This window comes from Marinitoga sp. 1135, assembly GCF_013363245.1.
GTDB classification, from domain to species: Bacteria; Thermotogota; Thermotogae; order Petrotogales; family Petrotogaceae; genus Marinitoga; species Marinitoga piezophila.
Genome location: NZ_LBEZ01000025.1, coordinates 1 through 19,883, shown reverse-complemented (window position 1 = coordinate 19,883; position 19,883 = coordinate 1). Strand labels below are relative to the sequence as shown.

Genomic DNA, 19,883 nt, shown 5'->3' with positions numbered 1-19,883 from the left:
TCATGTTTTTAATCCGTCCATAAATCTGGTTATAACTTTTTCATTTATATTTATATTAAAACCACCTTCGTGTACAATTAATTTTGGTACATTTAAATACGAGAGCATATTTCCCATTTCTTTATAATCCTCTTCTTTTAAGTTAAATGTGGTATCTGGATCTTCATAATGTGTATTTGTTCCAAAAGAGATTATAAGAAAATCTGGATCAAAATCATCTATTTCCAGCAATGCTTTTTCAAGCACTCTTAAATATACTCTTCCATTTATTTCATCTTTTAATGGAAAATTTATATTATATCCTTTTCCTTCACCTTCACCAATTTCCCATTCATAACCCGAAGTATACGGATAATGGTTTGAAGGATTTCCATGTATACTTATTGTTAATACAGTATTGTCTTCATAGAAGATTTCCTGAGTTCCATTGCCATGATAGAAATCCAGATCAAGTATTGCCACGTATATATCTCCGTTTTTTTGAAGATATCTTGCTGCCAATGCTGCATTATTGAAGTATGAATATCTTCCACAATGGGCAATACCTGCATGATGCCCCATTGGCCTTGAAAGTGTATATACAAGTTCTTCGTCTTCTAAAAGATAAGATGCGCCTGTTAGTGCACATTTTGCACTAATCCAGGCCATCTCAAATGTATTTTTGCTTATTGGTGTAATTGAATCCATACACATGTCATATCCAACTACTGTTGAAAAATATTCCTGATTTTCATTTAAAGTATATTGTTTTTCTTTAAGCCAGCTTACATAATCCGAAGAATGCACAAAGTATAAATAGGATCTTGAAAAATCCCTTGTACTTTTAATGATGTTGCCATATTTTAATTGAATTACTTCTTTTATTACTTCAACTCTTCCTGGTTTATCTTTATTATCTACTATTTCAAATCCATTAAATTCATTTTTGGGAGAATAAAATACATGACGGGGATCATAGATTACTTTCATAAGTTTTCCTCCATTTCGGATATAAGGTTTATCCTTCTTTCGTGTCTCCCTCCTTCAAAATCTGTTGATAAGAATGTATCTACTGTCCATTCTGCCAGTTCAAAACCCATTGTTCTTCCACCAAGAACCAATACGTTTGCATTATTATGTTGTCTTGCTAGTTCTGCCATTTTTGGATAGTATGCAAGTGTAGCTCTAATCCCTTTTACTTTGTTAGCTGCTATAGACATTCCTAAACCTGTTCCACACATTAGTATACCATAATCAACTTCATTATTTACAACCTTATCACAAACTTTTTTTGCATATACAGGATAATCCACTCTTTCTTCTGTTTCCGGTCCCATATCAATTACTTCAATACCTTTTTTTGATAAATATTCTTTTAAATGTTCTTTCATTTTAAATGCTGCATGATCAGAACCTATAGCTATTTTCATCTAAAATCACCTCACTAATTTTTATTGTTCCTATTATTTCAAGATTTTCATTTACAATTAGAATAAAATCGCTACTAAAATCTTTATATTTTTCAACTACAAAAACATTATAAAAATTATTGATTTTTCTTATTGTTAAACTACTTATAGTTTTAAGGTAAAATGGTGTGGAATAAAGTTTTAATTTATTTTCAGCAATTTCTCCATGAACTTCTATAAATCCACTTTTTTCGTTCTTTAATATATTTATTCCTCTTGATTTTCCTGATAATTCTATATATCCTTTTTTTTCAAGGGATTTTAATTGAGAATATACCGTCGATACGCTTTTTAAATTTAAATATTCCGCTATTTCCCTCATCGACGGTGGATATCCCTTTACATTAATATAAAAATTGATATATTCATATATTCTCTTCTGTTTCTCCGTTAATCCTTTCATAATCACACGTCAAATATTACCCTGATTTTTTTGCTTTCTTCATCAATTATTTTTGGATATGCTACAGCTTTAATTTCAATGTCAGAATTTATTTTATATATTTTTGAATATGAAATTTTTATAATTTCATTATCAGTTTCTATTTTTGAAGGAAATTCCCCTTCCATTATCGCTCTTAAAAATTCATTCCCAAGGTCAAATAATATATCATCTATTTCTTTTTCGCTGATAGTATATTCATTTTCTCTATTTATTCCTTCGACAACTGGACTATAGATTTTATTTAATACTTCAACGAAATCTTCTAATATTTCTTTTATATCTTCACCAGAAATTTCATACATAATATCTGCTGGATGTTCTAATTCTTTATTCATCTTCTATCACCACTGCTGCATCTGCTACTATATCTTCTTTGTCAAGCCTTATTGCTCTTACACCTATGGCATATCTACTTAATGAGGAAATTGTTGACACCTCTTCTCTTATAGCCTTTCCAAGCTTGGTAAATACTATTACATGACTTTCATCTGTAACTGCAAGTGCTTTTACTATATCACCTATTCTACTTGTTTCTTTCACACATTTTAATCCTACACCACCACGATTTTGAAGCCTGAAATCTTTAAAATCTACTCGTTTGGCAAATCCATATTTTGTAATTAGAAGAAGACTTTTTTCATTATCAACCATTACTGCATTTACCACTTCATCATTTTCCCTTAATTTTATGGATCTTACACCTGCAGCACTTCTTCCCATAGGTCTTACATCACTAACCCTGAATCTTAAACTCATCCCTTTTGCACTTATTACAAGAACTTCATCCTTTTCTTCTACAATAAGCGCATCTACCACTGTATCATCTTCTTTTATTGTAATTGCTTTTAATCCATTTCTTCTTATATTAGAAAATTCTTCAAGCGCTGTTCTTTTTACCGTTCCTTTTTTTGTAAAGAGCATTATATATTTATTTTCTATATCTTTTTTGTTTTCAATTGGAATTATTGTTTTTATCTTTTCATCATTTTCAAGATATAGATATGTGCTTATATGCTTTCCTTTTGTATCTTTGCTGCTTTTTTCTATTTTATATGCATTTAACTCAAAAGCCTTTCCTTTTGAGGTGATAAATAACAATTTTGAGAGACTATTTGTCTGTAATACCTGAATAATAAAATCATTATCTGATTTTTTTATAGCCTTGGCACCTTTTCCGCCACGATTTTGAACTTTATATTCACTGCTTTTCATTGCTTTTATGTATCCCCATTGGGTTAAGACAATTACAAGATCTTCTTCTTCAATGTTGTCTGATTCTTCTATTTTTGCCCCAGAATTTGTTATTACCGTTCTTCTTTCATCACCAAATTTTAGTTTTATTTCCTCTGTTTCTTCTTTTATTATTTCCATTAATTTTTCTCTGTTGTTTAATATTTCAAGTGCGATTTTTATTTTTTCTGTTAATTCAGCATATTCTTTTTCCAATTTCTGTCCTTCTAACTTAGAAAGGCTTATTAATCGCATATCAACAATAGCATTTGCCTGTTCTTTTGTTACATTAATTATTTCCATTAAGCTATTTATTGCTTCTTCTCTTCCTTCGGACTGTCTGATTATTTCAATTACCGCTTCAATTCCTTCTGAAGCTTTCATTAAACCTTCTACAATGTGTGATCTTTTTCTTGCTTTATCAAGTTCAAATTGAGTTCTTCTTGTAATTACATCTACCCTGTGATTAATAAATGCCTGAAGTATTTCCTTTAAATTCATTACCCTTGGTTTTCTGTTATCTATAACAGTCATCTGAACAGGGAATGAAATCTGCATTTGTGTATGCTTTAATAATTGATTTACAACTCTCTGTGGATTTACATTTTTCTTTAACTCTATTACAACTCTTATTCCTTCTTTATCTGATTCATCTCTAATATTTCTTATTCCTACATCTTTTTTATTTTCCTTTTGCTTTGTAACATAATTTGCTATTTGAGTTATAAGATCAGCTTTTGAAACACCATATGGTATTTCTTTTATAACTATGCTCATTCCATTTTTGTTTTCTTCAAATTCGTACTTTGATCTTATATGGAATGTTCCTCTTCCTGTTTCATATATATCTTTTAATTTATCTCCATCAACAATAATACCACCAGTAGGAAGATCAGGTCCTTTAATAAATTTCATAAGTTCTTCAACTGATGCATCTGGATTATCTATAAGATATTTAATTCCTTCTGCAAGCTCTGTAAGGTTATGTGAAGGGATATTAGTTGCCATTCCAACAGCAATACCGTTTACACCATTCATTAGCAAGTTTGGTAATCTTGTTGGCAATACCCATGGTTCCTTTAATGAACCATCAAAGTTGTCCATCATTTCAACGGTATTTTTGTCTATATCCATTAACATATATTCTGCAAGTTCATGCATTTTAGCTTCGGTATACCTCATTGCTGCAGCAGGGTCTTTATCTATTGACCCAAAGTTTCCCTGCCCTATTACAAGCGGATATCTAAGGCTAAATGGCTGCGCCATTCTTACAAGAGCATCATATATTGCAGCATCACCATGTGGATGATATTTACCCATAACTTCTCCAACAATACGGGCACATTTTTTATATGCTGCATTATGTTTTAAATTCAATTCATCCATAGAATATAATATTCTTCTTTGAACAGGTTTAAGGCCATCCCTGACATCCGGGATAGCCCTGCTTGTAATAACACTGAGAGAGTATAACAAATATGACTCTTTTAACTCTTCTTCAAAGGATTTATTTAAAATTTCGCTCATTTATTGCTTACCTCCTGGTTTTTACGATATTTTTGCTCCCGGTTCTATATCTTCATCTGTTGTTAAGAGGGTTAATTTATCCCCTATTTTTGCTGCCAATAACATTCCATTTGATTCAATTCCCATTAATTTTGCTGGTTTTAAATTAGCAACAACTATTATTTTCTTTCCTACAAGATTTTCAGGTTCATAATAATTCGCAATACCTGCTACAATCTGCCTTTTACCTAATTCTCCAAGATCAAGCTGTAATTTTACAAGCTTTCTTGATTTTTTTACTTTTTCTGCTTCTAAAATTTTAGCTACCCTTAAATCAACCTGCGCAAAATGATTTATATCAATTAAAACATTTTCTGTTTTTTCTTCTTCTTTCTTTACTTCTTTTACTTCTGTTTTCTTTTCTTCCATTTTCTTCTCCTCCTTCATTTTTATAACTTTTTCCCATTTTTTTACATCTATTCTTTTGAATACTGGTTCTCCAATATTTACCTTTACACCGCTTTTTAATAATCCAACTTTTATATTTTCATCTTTTATGTATTCTTCTACATTTTCAATACCTAATTTACCAAGTATTTTCAATGCTGTATCTGGCATTACAGGTGAAATTAATAATGCAATTATTCTAATTGAATCCATGAGGTTATACATTACAGTGCCAAGCCTTGATTTTTTGCTTTCGTCTTTTCCAAGTAACCATGGTTCTGTAAGATCTATGTATTTATTTGTAAATCTTACCAATTCCCATAAACTTTCAAGCGCATTGGTGAATAAGTATTTATCCATGTAATTTTCGTATTTTTCCACTGTTGAGTTAATGAGATCTTTAAGTTGATTGTCAACTTCCTCCGTTTCACCGATTTCCGGTATAACTCCATCAAAGTATTTATTAACCATGGATAATGTTCTATGAACAAGATTACTTAAATCATTTACAAGATCAGAATTGTATCTTGTAATTAAATTATCTTCTGAAAAATCTCCATCTTTTCCAAATACAATGTCTCTTAATAAATAGTATCTTATTACATCATTTCCATATGCTTCAACAAGAATTCTTGGATCAATTGCATTTCCAAGAGATTTTGATATCTTCTGTCCATTTACAGTAAGCCAGCCATGAGCAAATATTTTTTTAGGTAGAGGCAATCCTACTGACATTAACATTGCCGGCCAGATTAATGAATGGAATCTATTGATTTCTTTTCCAATTAAATGTAAATCAGCAGGCCAATATTTTTCAAATTTTTCCATATTTTCCGGATAGCCCAATGCACTTACATAATTAATTAATGCATCTACCCATACATAAATTACATGTTTTGGATCATCTGGCATTGGAACGCCCCAATCAAATGTGGTTCTTGTGATACTTAAATCTTTAAGACCGCTTTCAAGTATTTTAAGCATTTCATTTTTTCTAAATTCAGGTTCAAGAAAATCTGGATTCTCTTCAAAATGCTTTTTTAACGGTTCATTGTATTTTGATAATTTAAAGAAATAATTTTCTTCTTCAACCCAATTTACTTCTCTTCCACATGAAGGACATACTTTTTTGCCGTCTTTTTCTTCAATTTCATCTTCTGTCCAGTATGTTTCACATGGAACACAATACCAACCTTCGTATTTTCCTTTGTATATGTCACCATTTTCAAGCATTTTTTTCACAAAAAATTGAACTGTTTTCATATGTTGCTCGTCTGTTGTTCTTACAAAGTAATCATTGGTGATTTTTAAATCTTTCCATAATGTTTTAAATTTTCCCGATAATTCATCACATAATTCCTGTGGTGAAATCCCTTTAGCTCTTGCTGCCTGAAGGATTTTTTGACCGTGTTCATCTGTTCCTGTTAAATAAAATACATCGAATCCTCTCATTCTTTTATATCTTGAAATTATATCTCCTACTATTGTGGTATAACTTGATCCTATATGCGGTTCTGCATTTACATAATATATAGGCGTTGTTACATAGAATTTTTTCAATTTAATCCCTCCTAAAAAAGTTTTTTGTCAGTTATACGTATTATATCACTTTATAATTAAGAAGATTTTAAATTTTTCAGCAAATTATTTTTCGAATTTTCGTAATATAAACGTTATCTTTTTATTCAAGATTATATGTTAAAATTAAGGAAAATCAAAAATAATCGATTTAAGGAGGTTATACATGATGCGAATGTCAAAATATTACGCACCAACATTAAAAGAAGTTCCAAATGACGTTGAAATAAAAAGTCATGAATTGTTAATTAGAGGAGGTTTTATAAGAAAAACAGCTTCTGGGGTATATACATACTTACCTTTAGGAACAAAGGTATTGAAAAAGATAGAAAATATTGTAAGGGAAGAAATGGAAAAAATCGGCTCTCAGGAAATATTAATGCCTATAATACAACCTGCTGAAATATGGCAGCAAAGCGGAAGATGGGATGACTATGGACCAGAAATGATGAAGTTAAAAGATAGACATAATAGGGATTTTACATTAGGTCCTACACATGAAGAGATGATAACTACAATAGTAAAAAATGAATTGAGATCATATAAACAATTGCCAATTTCATTATTCCAGATTGCTAACAAATACAGAGATGAAATAAGACCACGTTTTGGAGTTTTAAGAGCAAGGGAATTTATAATGAAAGATGCATATTCTTTCCATAATTCAGAAGAATCACTCGATAAAACATACGAAGATTTTTACAGGGCCTATGAAAATATTTTAAAAAGACTTGGTGTGGATTATAGAGTAGTTGAAGCAGATACAGGTGCAATTGGTGGAAATAAATCCCACGAATTCCAGGTATTGGCAGAATACGGAGAAAGCACTATATATTATTGTGATTGCGGATATTACGCAACAGATGAAAAAGCAGAATCAAAACTTACATTTGAAGTAGAAAATGAAGAAGAAAAAGAAATTAAAAAGGTTTCAACACCTGATGTAAAAACAATTGATGATGTTGCAAACTTCCTTAACTCTTCAAAAGAAAAGATTATAAAATCCCTTTTATTTAAAGGAAGAGATGGTTGGGTACTCGCTTTGATTCGCGGCGATTATGATCTTAACATTGCAAAATTAAGAGGATTATTAAAGGATCAAACACTTGAAATGGGAGCACCTGAAGAAATAAAAGCGGAATTTGGTGTGGAAACTGGATTTATTGGTCCTGTTGGAATTAAAAAAGATAATTTGAAAATTGTTGGCGATTTAAGCATTAAAGGTATAAAAAATGGTATCACAGGTGGCATGGAAAAGGATACACATTATGTTAATGTGAATCTCAATAGAGATTTTAATGTGGACATTTTTGCTGATATTAGAATGGTTAAAAAAGGAGAACCTTGTCCAAAGTGCGGAAAACCTTTAAAAGAAGCAAAGGGAATTGAAGTTGGACAGGTATTTAAATTGGGAACAAAATATTCTGAAAAACTTAACGCCTATTATACAGATGAAGACGGTAGATCAAAACCATTTATTATGGGTTGTTACGGTTGGGGTGTTTCAAGAACTTTAGGTGCTATTGTTGAACAATTACACGACGATTATGGCATGTTATGGCCAAGAAGTATTGCTCCATTTGAAATTGTTATTATACCTGTTTCAATGAAAAAACCAGAGCTTGTAGAGAAAGCGGAAGAAATTTATAATCTTTTAAAGGATAAATACGATGTATTATACGACGATAGAGATGCATCACCAGGATTTAAATTTAAAGATGCAGACTTAATAGGTATTCCAATGAAGGTTGTATTGGGTAAAAAGATGAAAGACGGTAAGGTTGAAGTGAAGTTAAGATATGAAAAGAATGCTGAAGAGGTTGAAATTACAGAATCTTTCGATAAATTATTAGAAATCATTGATAAAAAATTAAAGGAATACGACCCAAAAATTTACCTTAACAGTATTGACAAAGAATAATCTTCATGTTATAATAATGATTGTGCGTCGGAGAGGTGGCCGAGCGGCCGAAGGCGCTTGCCTGCTAAGCAAGTGTGGGGGTAACTCCACCGTGGGTTCGAATCCCACCCTCTCCGCCATTTTTTTTACCAATTTTTATAGTTTTTACAAATGTGCCCGTAGCTCAATTGGATAGAGCATTGGACTGCGGATCCAAAGGTTGCTGGTTCAAATCCAGTCGGGCACGCCAAAACTCCCTCATTTTTGAGGGAGTTTTTATCTTTTATGATGAAAAAAAGTTTTCTCGAATACTTCGAACGTTCCTCTACAAAAGTCTTTTCGAAAAATAGAAATAATAACATTTGCTCAGGAAAGTGAATTTTTTTATAATTGAGAAAAATAATGTGAATGAAAACTAAGAATTTCCCGCAGCGGGGATTACAGGATAGTTGGAAAAAATAAAAGCGAGTGAAGGATCGCAGAGTGCCTGAGAAAATTGTGAGTGGAAGGGGTCAAAATCACACGGATGTGATTTTGAGTGAAGACGAACATGGACGTGAGTCTGCAACGACCCCTGAGAACGAACAATTTTCGAAGATTAGCACTCAAGTCGTATGAATGAACTTTCTATAAAAAAAGACTCACCTAAGTGTGAGTCTTTTAAAATTTATCAACAATTTTACTTAAGAAAATATCCAGCAATTCGGGATCAAATTTTTTACCTTTCATATCCTTCATATACTTTATAACCTTTTCCTTCGGCCAGCCAGGTCTATATACTCTATCAGAAATAAGCGCATCATAAACATCTGCTATAGCTGTAATTCTTGCTTCTATTGGTATTTCTTTTCCTTTTAATCCTTCAGGATAACCACTTCCGTCCCAATTTTCATGATGATATTTTGCAATTGATGCAGCTATTTTAAATATATCTTTATTTGAAGATGCAAGTATTCTATAACCTATAACTGTGTGTTCTTTCATTATTTCAAATTCAGAGTCTGTAAGCTTCCCTGGTTTATTTAGTATATAATCAGGTATTCCAATCTTTCCAATATCGTGTAACATAGAAGCTATTTTAAATTCAAATGCCTTATGTTCTTCTATTCCTGCAGCCTGTGCAATATCATATACAATATTTGAAACTCTTAAAACATGTTCTCCTGTTTCTTCAGAACGTGATTCAAGTAATTCACCAAGGGTAAATATTATTTCATATAGCGTTTCATTTAATTCATTCGAAATTCTCATTTTTTCAACAGTAGTAATTATATGCAACAAGAAAAGGTTTAGCAGGTTTTTTAAATTTTCAGGAATTGGTTTTTCCGAACTTACACAAAATACTTTTTGCCTTTCTGTATCAGAATTAAATATAACAAAGAACTCCTTCTCATTTTCCCAGTGTATAAAATTCTTTTTATTACTATGAAACTCCGGATAATCTTCACATATTTTTGTATTTAATATAATATCATAGTTTTCTGCCATATTTCTTACCACTTTACATGAACTCTCTAAAAATATATCTTCATTGGTTTCACTGGTTGATTCTGTAGCAAATCCAAATATTGTTTTCAAAGATTCGGCTTCTTTTTCCAGATTTACTATATCTCTATATGACCTTAATCCGGAAAGGATTACTGTAATTAGTCGTTCTGATGTTAATTCTGTTTTTTCTCTATAATCGTTTATATCATAATTTAAAACAACTTCTTTGTTAGGGGCATATCCCGGCTGTCCTGTTCTGATTACAAGACGTGTTTTATGATTTTTTAAATTTTCACGAATATATTTTACAAGATCAAGACCTGCATGTTTATCTTCCATTACTACATCAATTATTGCAAGTGCAATATCTTTATCTTTCCTTAAAATTTCAAGCGCTTCTTCTTTAGAATATGCACTGATTAACTTTATAGGTCTTCCTTCAAAGGTTAGTCCTTTTAATACTATTCTTGTTACTCTATGAACATCTTTTTCATCATCAACAATAAGTATTTTCCATGGTTTTGATTCTATGACATTTTCAGCAGTTTCAGCATCATTATCTACGAATTTTATAAACTCTTCATTGAAGTCCATTGTATCACCCCCTATTTCGACTCAGAGACAACCTTTGGAAGAATAACTGTAAATTTCACACCTTTTCCCGGAGCGCTTTCTACATATATTTGGCCCTGCAACACAGTGTTTACAAGGTTATATACGACATTCATACCTATACCACTGCTTTCACCGGAATTGTCAGTGGTAAAGAATGGTTCAAATATGGCACTTTTAGTTTTTTCATCCATACCCTTACCATTATCTGAATATACAATTTTCACACTATCTTTTTCATTAAATACCTCTATATTTATTCTACCATTTTCTTTATAATTTTTAAAACCATGCTTTAAAGAATTATCAATAAAATTGGTTATTATTTGAGCAATAGCTCCAGGATATGTAACCATTTCTATATCATCAGGACATTTTAAACTTATTTTATGTGATGTTTTTCTGATAACAGGGTTTAATGATTTTAATATTGCTTCTAATTCCTCTTTTAGATTTACTTTTAATTTTATGTTGGAAACTTCCTGCGCTGATACTTTTTTAAGACTTTTTATTAAATCAGACATTCTCATTAAATTGGCAAGTATAATATCCAATAATTCGTTTCCTGAATTTAAATAATCTTCAAACAGTTTTTTAGATACCTGCCCGGATATATATCCTTCTTCAAGTTTTTTGAAATCTTTCATTAATTGTGTAACCGATGTATATGCAATTCCAAGAGGTGTATTTAAATCATGAGAAATATTCGCCACAAGTCTACCCAATGACGCCATTTTTTCTGAGTTTATAAGCAATTCCTGCGTTCTATTTAGATTTTCTATGGTATTTTCCAGTTCTTCAAGCGTATCTTCAAGCTCTCTATTGGATTTTTCAAGCTTTCTTTTTGTTTCATTTATAACAACCATCTGATTATATAAAAAGGCTAATAATACATAAATTAAAAACCCCAACAATTTTACATAAAAACTTCTATTGACCATTTTTACATACATTTCACCTATATATATTCCATTGTTGTCCAGTGATTTAGATAATGAAACTTCATGAATAAAATTCATTTTTTCAAAAAAAAGATCTATTTTATTTAATTTTTTGGGATTTTCCATTTTAAAGAATAAATTCCCAGACTCATCATAAACAGCTATTTCTCTATATTCAACATTCTTAAAAATTATATTAGATATATCTTCCATAGCCTTATCATTATATTCCCACAGATAATTTTTAAATAACAGGCTTATGTAATTATAAAAATCATTTATATAACTTTCTGTTCTCTGGGTATAATAAAGCATAAATATAATATATAGTAAAAATATCAGAAGATTTATAAATATTGTTTTTAACTTCATTAAATCACCTCTATTGCCATAAATCTTCATATGTAATGTTGTATTTTTTCAATATTTCCCTGTATTCTTCTGTTTTCTTAAATCTTTTTAATTCTTCATTAAACATTTTTATTATTTCTTCAGAGAATTCATTCTTTCTGGAAAGCCCTATATAATACATATTTTTTTTGCTAATTGGATAAAAATAAACCTGACCTTTATAATTAAATTTTTTCAAATAATATAAAGCCACATTTTTATCTATTACATATATATCAAATCGATCATTAATAAACCCCTTTATTCCAATTATATCATCTGATACAGCATAATATTGTAGATTAAAATCTTTTAATCTGTCATTATAATTAAATCCCTTTACATATCCACATTTATAATTGCTTATATCATCTTCAAAGTTTATATTTTTATTTTTATATATAAATACATCTGCACCTGTACTTAATGGTTCTTCTGAAAATAACATATACTTTCTTCTCTCATCTGTAACAGAAAGAGAAAAAGTTCCATCTATAATACCTTTTTTTATATAATCCAATACTCGCAACCAGTTTAAATAAATAATATCCACCTTAAATCCCATGTTTTCAAAAACTCTTTTTAAAACCTCGGTGTCTATTCCTTTCCATTCACCATTTTCATACCATTCATATGGCGGCCAATCAACATTGGCTAATTTAAGATAATTCCCGGGTTTTGCAAATTCCTTTAAACCATATTTTTCCAGTATTTTTTCAACAGTTCCATTAATTACTATTTCTTTTATTTCCTTATCTACAATATTTTTTATATCTTCGGAAACTTTCCTGGAAAATCCTATATAATGATAATATTTAGGCATCGGCATATTAACAATTTTCGAGATTTTTTTTAAAGATTTATTGTAATAATATCCAAGCGTAAGAGAGTTATAAAATACACCCTCTATTTTATTTTTCAAATACGGATTAATTGCTTCTTCTATATTTTCAAATTCAATAGCTTTATTTTTGTTTTTGGTTACCTCAAAAAACAGCTGTTCTGTCTTAGTTCCTTTAATTACACCAAGTTTTAATTCGTTTAGCGATTTATTAAAATCCTTATTTGTAAGAATCATATAGGTTACAGAATATAATGGAAAATCTGAAAAATTCATTATATTTTCCCTATAATCATTTTTTGCTATTCCAATAAAAATATCAATAAATCCTTTTGATAATTCTTCTGTGATATATGTCATGTTTTTAAATTTTCCATCCCATTGAATCTCTATATTATATTTTTCAAGTCTTTTATTAAGCTCTTCATATATTTCATAGCATATACCTTTTACTTCATTATCTTCAATATAATATTTTGGCGGGGCAATTTGAAAGGTGGTCTTTAAAATTATTTTATCTGAAAAAGCCATTATTACAGCTAAAAAAAATACAATTAATACATACACCTTTTTTTTCATATTGCCACCCCCAATATTTATATTGATAACATTATTTAAATTATATCACTTTTTTAATTTTTCAACAAATCTATTAATTTCAAATGAATCTCTGTAAATTTTTATAATTCCAAATTCAGACAAAATCTCTTTTGTTTTTTCTATATTAAATTCAGTTGTTTCAAATAAATAATGCTTTTCAAACAATAAATCTGGAAACTCATTTGATAATCGCAGAAAGAAATCCTGACCATCTTTACCTGCAACCAATGCATTTTCAGGTTCATACTTTAATGAATTTGAGTTTATATAAAATTTTTCCTCTACATACGGGGGATTGGAAACTATAAAATCTACTTTTTTTAAAACTTCTTCTGGAATGTTATAAAAAATATCACTTTCAAAAAATTCTATTTTCACATTAATTTTATCAGCATTTTTTTTAGCAACTTTTAAAGCCTTTTCAGAAATATCAGATGCATAAATATTAATTTCCGGAAAGCTTTTTTTTAATGCTATTGCAATTGCTCCACTACCGGTTCCAAGATCAAGTATATTTTTATATTTATTTTTTTCTATTATTTTCATTGCAATTTTAACAAGATCTTCTGTTTCTATCCTCGGAATTAATACATTTTCATCAACATATAATTCAAAATCCATAAATTCTGCAGATTTGGTGATATATTCCACAGGATAATCTTCAATAATTATCTTATTCAGGAGTAATAGCAATTTATCATCTATTTCAAAATCACGATCAAGGATAATCTTTGAAAATTCTATTTTTTTTATTTTTGAAATTAATTTTGCAACAAAAGAAAGGGGATTAAATATCCCCTTTTTTAACATTATTTCCCTATTATTTTTTATATATTCATTTAATCTCATATTCCAAGTATTGTTCTTACTTCATCTGAAGCTTTTGAAGGATCCCATGGAGGATCAAAGGTTAATTCTACTTTTACGCTTTTTACACCTTCAATTGATCCAACTTTATTTTTCGCATCTTCTGTAATCATCCCTGCGAGAGGACACATTGGTGTTGTTAATGTCATTAATACATGAACGTTATTTTCCTCATCAACATTTACGTCATATATAAGCCCTAATGAGACTACATCAAAACCTATTTCCATATCATATACATTTTTTAAAGCATTCATTACATCTTCTTTAGTTATTTTTGCCATTGCTTTCATCTCCTTTGAAATATTTTGAATTAATTATTACCGTTGAATTTGATTTAAATTTTTCAAATTCTTCAGCGACCAATTTATCAAATAATTTCTTTGCTTTTTCATCTTTTAATTTGTTTATTATTCTTTCCTTTGCCTCATCAATAGTTAAAGATCTTTTAGGATATTTCTTTTCAATCTTTATAAGAGAATAAATAGAGCCACTGTATTTCATTGGTTTTAATATTGCGCCTGGAAAGGAAGATTTTATTTGATTAACCAGATCATTTGTATTATCTTCAAGAGAAATAGTCAAAGACGTTGCTTCTGAACTTTCCAATTTTGTTTTATATACATCATCATATGTATAATACCCATCTATTATTTTCTGATATACAAGAGAAGCCTCTTCACTTGTTTTAAAAAGAATCAAATCCAATGTTGCTCGTTGAGGACTATAATATGAATCTTTATTAGCTTCATACTCCGCTTTTATTTCCTCATCTGATACTTCTACATTTTCAAGAAGATATTGATAAATCGCTGATATTGCTTTTTTATATAACTTTTCATGATATATACTATAAATATATTGCTCTTTATTTTCGAAACCCTTTGATAATAAATAAAGCTTTATTTTATCTTCTGACAATCCTGAACTTTTAAATACATTATTTATATCATTTGAAATGCTATTAAAAAGTTCTTCTTTTTCAAGATTTATCCCTTTTTCTTTTTCTGTAAATTGAATAAATAATATTTCACCACTTAATTTATCCAATTTCATTTTTTCATATTTTTGAATTGTTTGGTTTCCTTCTTTGCTTCCAACGAGCACTTTGTAAAATTCACCATTTAAATTGTTTATTCCTCTTAATAATTCAAGCGTCTTTGCCTGTGATTGGAAATAATCGTAATTTACAGCTTCACCATTGATTTTCACAATGGTTTTATCCTCTAATTCCTGATAACTAACTACACCAAAAACAGATACAATAGCAAATACAATCATCATCAAAATCAACAAACCTTTTTTCATTCCTTATCCTCCCCGTTTTCAAATTTCTTATATTTTTCAAAATATTCCTTTGCAGCCTTTGATAACAGTGAATCTATATTTCTTTCTTTTTTTACAAAATAATAGATTAAATGCGTTAATAATTCTATTTCATTATTTTCGTTACCTTCATTTTCAAGACTTTCCAAATCTCTCTTTAATAATTCAAATATATTTTTTTCTTTATATGGGTCATAATCCACTGCAAATGAATTTTCTATTAATCTTCTTAAATTCATTAATGGTGGAAGTCCTTTATTTATCTCACCTATTTTTGAATATTGCTTTTTCCCTTTTTCTTTAGCCTTTATTTTTTCCCATTGTTCATATGAATATTCCCCTTCATTTTTAAAAACATGTGGATGACGACGTATCATTTTTGAATTAATTCTTTCAAGCACATCAACAATTGTAAATTCATTATTTTCTCTTGCAATTTGTGAATGAAATACAACCTGCAACATTACATCTCCTAATTCTTCAATTAATTCATCCATATTATTTTCGTCTATTGCATGCACCACTTCATATGCTTCTTCAATCATATATGGTTTTAAGCTTTCGTGAGTCTGTTTTCTATCCCACGGACAACCATGTTCAGAACGTAACTCTTCCATTATTTCAAGCAATTGTTCAAACTTTTCTCTGGCTTTATCCCTCATATTATCCCCTTTCATTAAAGTACTCCTATTCTCATTAAACGCATGGTGGAAAATTCTTTTTTATTAATTGAAACGTTTTTTTCAATAATCATCCTTTTTATTGGATTAAAGGTTATTCTATGAAATTCTTTTATTCCATTTTCTTCTATTAGTTTTATATGTTCTTTTGTTGGATATCCTTTATGTTTTTTCATGTTATACTCCGGATATTGTTTATCAAGTTCTACCATTAATCTATCCCTATAAACCTTGGCAAGTATTGAAGCAGCTCCTATTGTTTTAGACTTTGCATCTCCTTTAACAATACATTCATAATTTTCAATACTTAATTTGAAATTCTTGCCATCTATTATAACATAAGCATTTGAAAGATTATATTTTTTTAAATTCCTTTCAATTGCCAGTGTCGTTGCTGAAAATATGTTATAAATATCTATTTCTTCAGGTGTAGCAATTTCTATTGAATAATTAAAGTTTTTTATTAATATTTCATAAATCTCTTCTCTTTTCTTTTCTGATAATTTTTTTGAATCATTTGAAATCTCTTCAAGTATTTTAAGTTGATTCTCATTTTCCACTTCAATTGCAGCAGCAACAACAGGTCCTGCCAGCGGCCCTCGCCCGGCTTCATCAACCCCTATTATTTTACCATATTTTTTTAAATACTCAATATCCATTGCTCTCACTCTTTCATTCTTATATTATTATGTTTTAAGATTTAATAAATGCTACACTTAATTATTACAAATTTATATGAAAAAAAGCTTAACATTTATGGTAAAATTAGTTATGAAAAAAATATCAAAATTTTTAATACCGGGAGGGAAAAAAATGAATTTCTCACAAAGGGTTTTAAACATGCAGGCATCACCTATTAGAAAGCTTGTTCCATATGCAGAAGAAGCAAAAAAAGCTGGAAAAACTGTTTTGCATTTAAATATAGGACAACCAGATCTTGAAACTCCAAAAGCATTTTTTGATTACATTGAAAATTATAAACCTGAAGTTATTGCCTATACTCATTCAGCAGGATTAATGGAATTAAGGGAAGCATTTTCAAAATATTATAATAAGCATGACATTCCATTTACACCAGAAGAAATTATCGTTACTAATGGCGGAAGTGAAGCTATTGTATTTGCATTGGCTGCTATTGCTGATCCAGGAGATGAAGTAATTGTAATTGAACCATTTTATGCAAATTACAGAGGATTTGCCGAAATGATTAACGTAAAACTCGTTCCTGTAAGAGCTTTACCTGAAACAGGATATGCAGTTCCTTCAACAGAAGAATTTGAAAAAGCTTTATCTTCAAAAACAAGAGGCATTATTTTCTCAAATCCTTCAAACCCAACAGGAGCTGTATACTCAGAAGAAGAATTAAAAAGAATTGTAGATTTTGCTAAAAAACACGATTTGTTTATTATTTCTGATGAAGTTTATAGGGAATTTACATTTGACGGAACAAAACATATTTCTACAATGGCCTTTGAAGAATACGATAGAACAATTGTTGTAGACAGTATTTCAAAAAGATATAGCGCATGTGGTGCAAGAGTAGGTGTTTTCGCTACCAAAAACAAAGAATTATACAACCAGGTAATGAAAATGGCTCAATCAAGGCTCTGTCCTCCAATGACAGCTCAATTAGGAACTATAGGACTTCTTGAAATGGATGATTCATACATAAAAGAAGTTTACGAAGAATATGATAAAAGGAGATTAGCTGTTTATGAAGAGTTGTCAAAAATAGAAGGTGCTGTATTTAAAAAACCAAAAGGTGCATTTTATGTTTCTGTAAAGTTACCTATTGACGATAGCGAAGAATTTGTAAAATGGATGCTTACAGATTTTGCTATTGACAATACTACTGTAATGGTTGCACCACTTACAGGTTTTTATGCTACAGAAGGTTCTGGAAAACAGGAAATAAGAATTGCTTATGTTCTTGAAAGTGAAAAATTGAAAAAGGCAACATATATACTCGCTGAAGCTGTTAAGGCTTACAATAATAGGTAGGTGAAAATATATTGAAAAAAGAAATTATTTATGCAATTGAGTATCTGGAAAAAAAAGGGTTAATTAAAGGAACATGGGGAAATGTTAGTATTAGAGACGGAAACAGGATATATATTACTCCATCAGGTGTTCCATATGATGTTTTAAATGTGGATGATATATCTGTTCTTGATTTTGAAACAGAAAAACATATAGACGGTTTAAAACCATCAAGCGAAAAAGCTTTACATCTTGAAATCTATAAGAATTTTCCTGAAATAACAGCAGTAGTTCATACACACAGTCTTTATGCTTCAATTTTTTCAGCTTTGAGAAAACCTGTTCCATGTTATATTGAAGACCAGGCACAAATTATTGGCGGGGAAATACCAGTGGCTGAATATAAGCTTCCCGGAACAAAGGATCTTGCTATAGAAGCAGTTAAAAAGTTTAAGTTAGGAGTTTATGGAATTTTATTAGCAAATCACGGAATTGTGGCAATAGGAAGAACTTTAAAAGAAGCTTTAATAGCAGCTGAAATAACAGAAAAAAGCGCTAATATAGCTTTTAATGTTGAATTAATGGGCGGAGGACATAAATTATCAGAAGAAGATATTAAATGGATGAGAAATTTATACATTGCTTCTTATAGTAAGAACTTGTAAGGATAATTTTTATTATTTATCTTAGATATCCCAAAAAGCTTTTGCTTTTTGGGTAATTTTTTGGGATTAATTTAATTAAAAAAATAACAATCTAACAAAAGGAGGTTAAATATGAAATCATTAAAAGCTCAAATGATAGGTATTATTATCTTAATCTCTATTCTTCCAATGGCTATATTTACCGGAATTAGCACATATAACAACTATAACAAGAGCTTTGAAAATTATAAAAAACATCTTCGTTCAGTTACCGATACCAATGCAAAGTTATTAGAAACATATTTTGACCCAATTATAAACCTTTTAAATACATTATCCAATGACATTAATGTAAAGTCGGCATACAGCAATCAACATGATGAAAGAACCAATATACTTAAAATATTTAAAAATATTGTTGATAATTACCACTATGCAGCAGTATATATGGGATTAAAGGACAAAACTATGTTATCCATCCCAAGTGATGATTTGCCTGCTGATTATGATCCAACATCAAGGCCATGGTATAAGGCTTCAATGAAAACGCCGGGAAAAATCATAATTTCTGAACCATATGTTGATGCAGGAAATAATGACGTATTAATTACTGTATCAAAAACAGTTACAGATCCACAAACAAATGAGATTATTGGAGTAATTGCAATTGATTTATCAATAAAAGAACTGGTTGATACATTCTTTGGTGACGATAAAGTATTTAAGGAAGAATATTCTTACCTTGTAAACAGCGAAGGTATTACTTTAATGCACACAGATCCTGAAAAATGGGGAGTTAATGTTAAAGATTCGGAATTTTTCAGAAAATCCACAAACAATAGCGGTTTAATTGAGTATACTCAAAACGGAAAAAGAATATATACATTTTATTCGAAGGTTAAAGGTATAAACTGGATAATCTACACAGCAATACCTAAAAAAGCAATTACAGACGCAGTA

At 29.7% G+C, this 19,883-nt stretch carries 18 protein-coding genes and 2 tRNA genes; 6 read left to right on the top strand and 14 right to left on the bottom strand.

What is annotated here, in order from left to right; all coding sequences use genetic code 11:
• The 6 genes from XO10_RS09685 to metG are packed head-to-tail and all read right to left on the bottom strand — an operon-like array spanning nucleotide 1 to nucleotide 6,636.
• A complete protein-coding gene (locus XO10_RS09685; protein WP_014297394.1) occupies nucleotides 1–969 on the bottom strand; it encodes a histone deacetylase family protein in 969 nt (322 codons plus the stop codon).
• Nucleotides 966–1,409: a ribose 5-phosphate isomerase B gene (gene rpiB / locus XO10_RS09680; RefSeq protein WP_014297393.1), complete on the bottom strand. Its 444-nt coding sequence runs from the start codon at nucleotides 1,407–1,409 to the stop codon at nucleotides 966–968. The genes XO10_RS09685 and rpiB overlap by 4 nt, the downstream gene beginning before the upstream one ends.
• Entirely contained in the window at nucleotides 1,387–1,851 is a 465-nt protein-coding gene (locus tag XO10_RS09675; protein WP_075780755.1) for a helix-turn-helix domain-containing protein, read from the bottom strand. Before XO10_RS09675 ends, rpiB begins: the two co-directional genes overlap by 23 nt.
• 2 nt (nucleotides 1,852–1,853) lie before the next feature.
• Nucleotides 1,854–2,228, bottom strand: coding sequence for an archease (locus XO10_RS09670; protein ID WP_014297391.1), 375 nt, complete (start codon nucleotides 2,226–2,228; stop codon nucleotides 1,854–1,856).
• Nucleotides 2,221–4,650, bottom strand: coding sequence for a DNA gyrase subunit A (gene gyrA / locus XO10_RS09665; RefSeq protein ID WP_014297390.1), 2,430 nt, complete (start codon nucleotides 4,648–4,650; stop codon nucleotides 2,221–2,223). The genes XO10_RS09670 and gyrA overlap by 8 nt, the downstream gene beginning before the upstream one ends.
• A gap of 21 nt (nucleotides 4,651–4,671) precedes the next feature.
• Nucleotides 4,672–6,636 (bottom strand): methionine--tRNA ligase, encoded by a 1,965-nt coding sequence (gene metG, locus XO10_RS09660; RefSeq protein WP_175421440.1) that lies wholly within the window; start codon nucleotides 6,634–6,636, stop codon nucleotides 4,672–4,674.
• 187 nt (nucleotides 6,637–6,823) lie between these two features.
• Here metG and XO10_RS09655 point away from each other — a divergent pair, with 187 nt between their 5' ends.
• The 3 genes from XO10_RS09655 (at nucleotide 6,824) to XO10_RS09645 (ending at nucleotide 8,804) form a co-directional block, all read left to right on the top strand.
• Complete coding sequence (locus XO10_RS09655; RefSeq protein ID WP_175418546.1) at nucleotides 6,824–8,575, top strand: proline--tRNA ligase; 1,752 nt, start codon at nucleotides 6,824–6,826, stop codon at nucleotides 8,573–8,575.
• 29 nt (nucleotides 8,576–8,604) lie between these two features.
• A tRNA-Ser gene (locus tag XO10_RS09650) sits at nucleotides 8,605–8,694 on the top strand.
• A gap of 33 nt (nucleotides 8,695–8,727) precedes the next feature.
• Nucleotides 8,728–8,804, top strand: a tRNA-Arg gene (locus tag XO10_RS09645).
• A gap of 410 nt (nucleotides 8,805–9,214) precedes the next feature.
• On the opposite strand, the gene XO10_RS09640 is transcribed toward XO10_RS09645, so the two are convergent.
• The 8 genes from XO10_RS09640 to XO10_RS09605 are packed head-to-tail and all read right to left on the bottom strand — an operon-like array spanning nucleotide 9,215 to nucleotide 16,958.
• Nucleotides 9,215–10,636 (bottom strand): HD domain-containing phosphohydrolase, encoded by a 1,422-nt coding sequence (locus tag XO10_RS09640; protein ID WP_175421439.1) that lies wholly within the window; start codon nucleotides 10,634–10,636, stop codon nucleotides 9,215–9,217.
• An 11-nt stretch (nucleotides 10,637–10,647) separates the two neighbouring features.
• Nucleotides 10,648–11,967, bottom strand: a complete 1,320-nt coding sequence (locus XO10_RS09635; protein ID WP_175421438.1) for a sensor histidine kinase — start codon at nucleotides 11,965–11,967, stop codon at nucleotides 10,648–10,650.
• Nucleotides 11,968–11,977: 10 nt separating this feature from the next.
• Complete coding sequence (locus XO10_RS09630) at nucleotides 11,978–13,405, bottom strand: ABC transporter substrate-binding protein (RefSeq protein WP_175421437.1); 1,428 nt, start codon at nucleotides 13,403–13,405, stop codon at nucleotides 11,978–11,980.
• A gap of 45 nt (nucleotides 13,406–13,450) precedes the next feature.
• Nucleotides 13,451–14,236, bottom strand: a complete 786-nt coding sequence (gene prmC, locus XO10_RS09625; protein ID WP_171814215.1) for a peptide chain release factor N(5)-glutamine methyltransferase — start codon at nucleotides 14,234–14,236, stop codon at nucleotides 13,451–13,453.
• A 35-nt stretch (nucleotides 14,237–14,271) separates the two neighbouring features.
• A complete protein-coding gene (locus XO10_RS09620) occupies nucleotides 14,272–14,577 on the bottom strand; it encodes a metal-sulfur cluster assembly factor (RefSeq protein WP_014297383.1) in 306 nt (101 codons plus the stop codon).
• A complete protein-coding gene (locus XO10_RS09615; RefSeq protein ID WP_014297382.1) occupies nucleotides 14,561–15,601 on the bottom strand; it encodes a peptidyl-prolyl cis-trans isomerase in 1,041 nt (346 codons plus the stop codon). Before XO10_RS09615 ends, XO10_RS09620 begins: the two co-directional genes overlap by 17 nt.
• Nucleotides 15,598–16,296: a MazG family protein gene (locus tag XO10_RS09610; RefSeq protein WP_014297381.1), complete on the bottom strand. Its 699-nt coding sequence runs from the start codon at nucleotides 16,294–16,296 to the stop codon at nucleotides 15,598–15,600. The genes XO10_RS09615 and XO10_RS09610 overlap by 4 nt, the downstream gene beginning before the upstream one ends.
• The gene (locus tag XO10_RS09605) at nucleotides 16,296–16,958 is read right to left on the bottom strand and encodes a ribonuclease HII (protein WP_014297380.1); all 663 of its coding nucleotides are present in this window, start codon (nucleotides 16,956–16,958) and stop codon (nucleotides 16,296–16,298) included. The genes XO10_RS09610 and XO10_RS09605 overlap by 1 nt, the downstream gene beginning before the upstream one ends.
• Before the next feature lie 154 nt (nucleotides 16,959–17,112).
• Between XO10_RS09605 and XO10_RS09600 the strand changes: the two genes are divergently transcribed.
• The 3 genes from XO10_RS09600 to XO10_RS09590 all read left to right on the top strand — a co-directional run.
• Nucleotides 17,113–18,300, top strand: coding sequence for a pyridoxal phosphate-dependent aminotransferase (locus tag XO10_RS09600; RefSeq protein ID WP_014297379.1), 1,188 nt, complete (start codon nucleotides 17,113–17,115; stop codon nucleotides 18,298–18,300).
• Nucleotides 18,301–18,311: 11 nt separating this feature from the next.
• Complete coding sequence (locus tag XO10_RS09595; RefSeq protein ID WP_014297378.1) at nucleotides 18,312–18,944, top strand: class II aldolase/adducin family protein; 633 nt, start codon at nucleotides 18,312–18,314, stop codon at nucleotides 18,942–18,944.
• A 111-nt stretch (nucleotides 18,945–19,055) separates the two neighbouring features.
• On the top strand, nucleotides 19,056–19,883 hold an 828-nt coding region (locus XO10_RS09590; RefSeq protein WP_175418536.1), incomplete at its 3' end, for a cache domain-containing protein.

Coding starts and splice junctions, on each gene's coding strand:
- XO10_RS09640 (WP_175421439.1), bottom strand. CDS start 10,636: ATGGACTTCAATGAAGAGTTTATAAAATTCGTAGATAATGATGCTGAA.
- prmC (WP_171814215.1), bottom strand. CDS start 14,236: ATGTTAAAAAAGGGGATATTTAATCCCCTTTCTTTTGTTGCAAAATTA.
- XO10_RS09610 (WP_014297381.1), bottom strand. CDS start 16,296: ATGAAAGGGGATAATATGAGGGATAAAGCCAGAGAAAAGTTTGAACAA.
- XO10_RS09655 (WP_175418546.1), top strand. CDS start 6,824: ATGCGAATGTCAAAATATTACGCACCAACATTAAAAGAAGTTCCAAAT.
- XO10_RS09670 (WP_014297391.1), bottom strand. CDS start 2,228: ATGAATAAAGAATTAGAACATCCAGCAGATATTATGTATGAAATTTCT.
- XO10_RS09635 (WP_175421438.1), bottom strand. CDS start 11,967: ATGAAGTTAAAAACAATATTTATAAATCTTCTGATATTTTTACTATAT.
- XO10_RS09600 (WP_014297379.1), top strand. CDS start 17,113: ATGAATTTCTCACAAAGGGTTTTAAACATGCAGGCATCACCTATTAGA.
- XO10_RS09605 (WP_014297380.1), bottom strand. CDS start 16,958: ATGGATATTGAGTATTTAAAAAAATATGGTAAAATAATAGGGGTTGAT.
- gyrA (WP_014297390.1), bottom strand. CDS start 4,650: ATGAGCGAAATTTTAAATAAATCCTTTGAAGAAGAGTTAAAAGAGTCA.
- XO10_RS09685 (WP_014297394.1), bottom strand. CDS start 969: ATGAAAGTAATCTATGATCCCCGTCATGTATTTTATTCTCCCAAAAAT.
- XO10_RS09675 (WP_075780755.1), bottom strand. CDS start 1,851: ATGAAAGGATTAACGGAGAAACAGAAGAGAATATATGAATATATCAAT.
- rpiB (WP_014297393.1), bottom strand. CDS start 1,409: ATGAAAATAGCTATAGGTTCTGATCATGCAGCATTTAAAATGAAAGAA.
- XO10_RS09630 (WP_175421437.1), bottom strand. CDS start 13,405: ATGAAAAAAAAGGTGTATGTATTAATTGTATTTTTTTTAGCTGTAATA.
- XO10_RS09620 (WP_014297383.1), bottom strand. CDS start 14,577: ATGGCAAAAATAACTAAAGAAGATGTAATGAATGCTTTAAAAAATGTA.
- XO10_RS09615 (WP_014297382.1), bottom strand. CDS start 15,601: ATGAAAAAAGGTTTGTTGATTTTGATGATGATTGTATTTGCTATTGTA.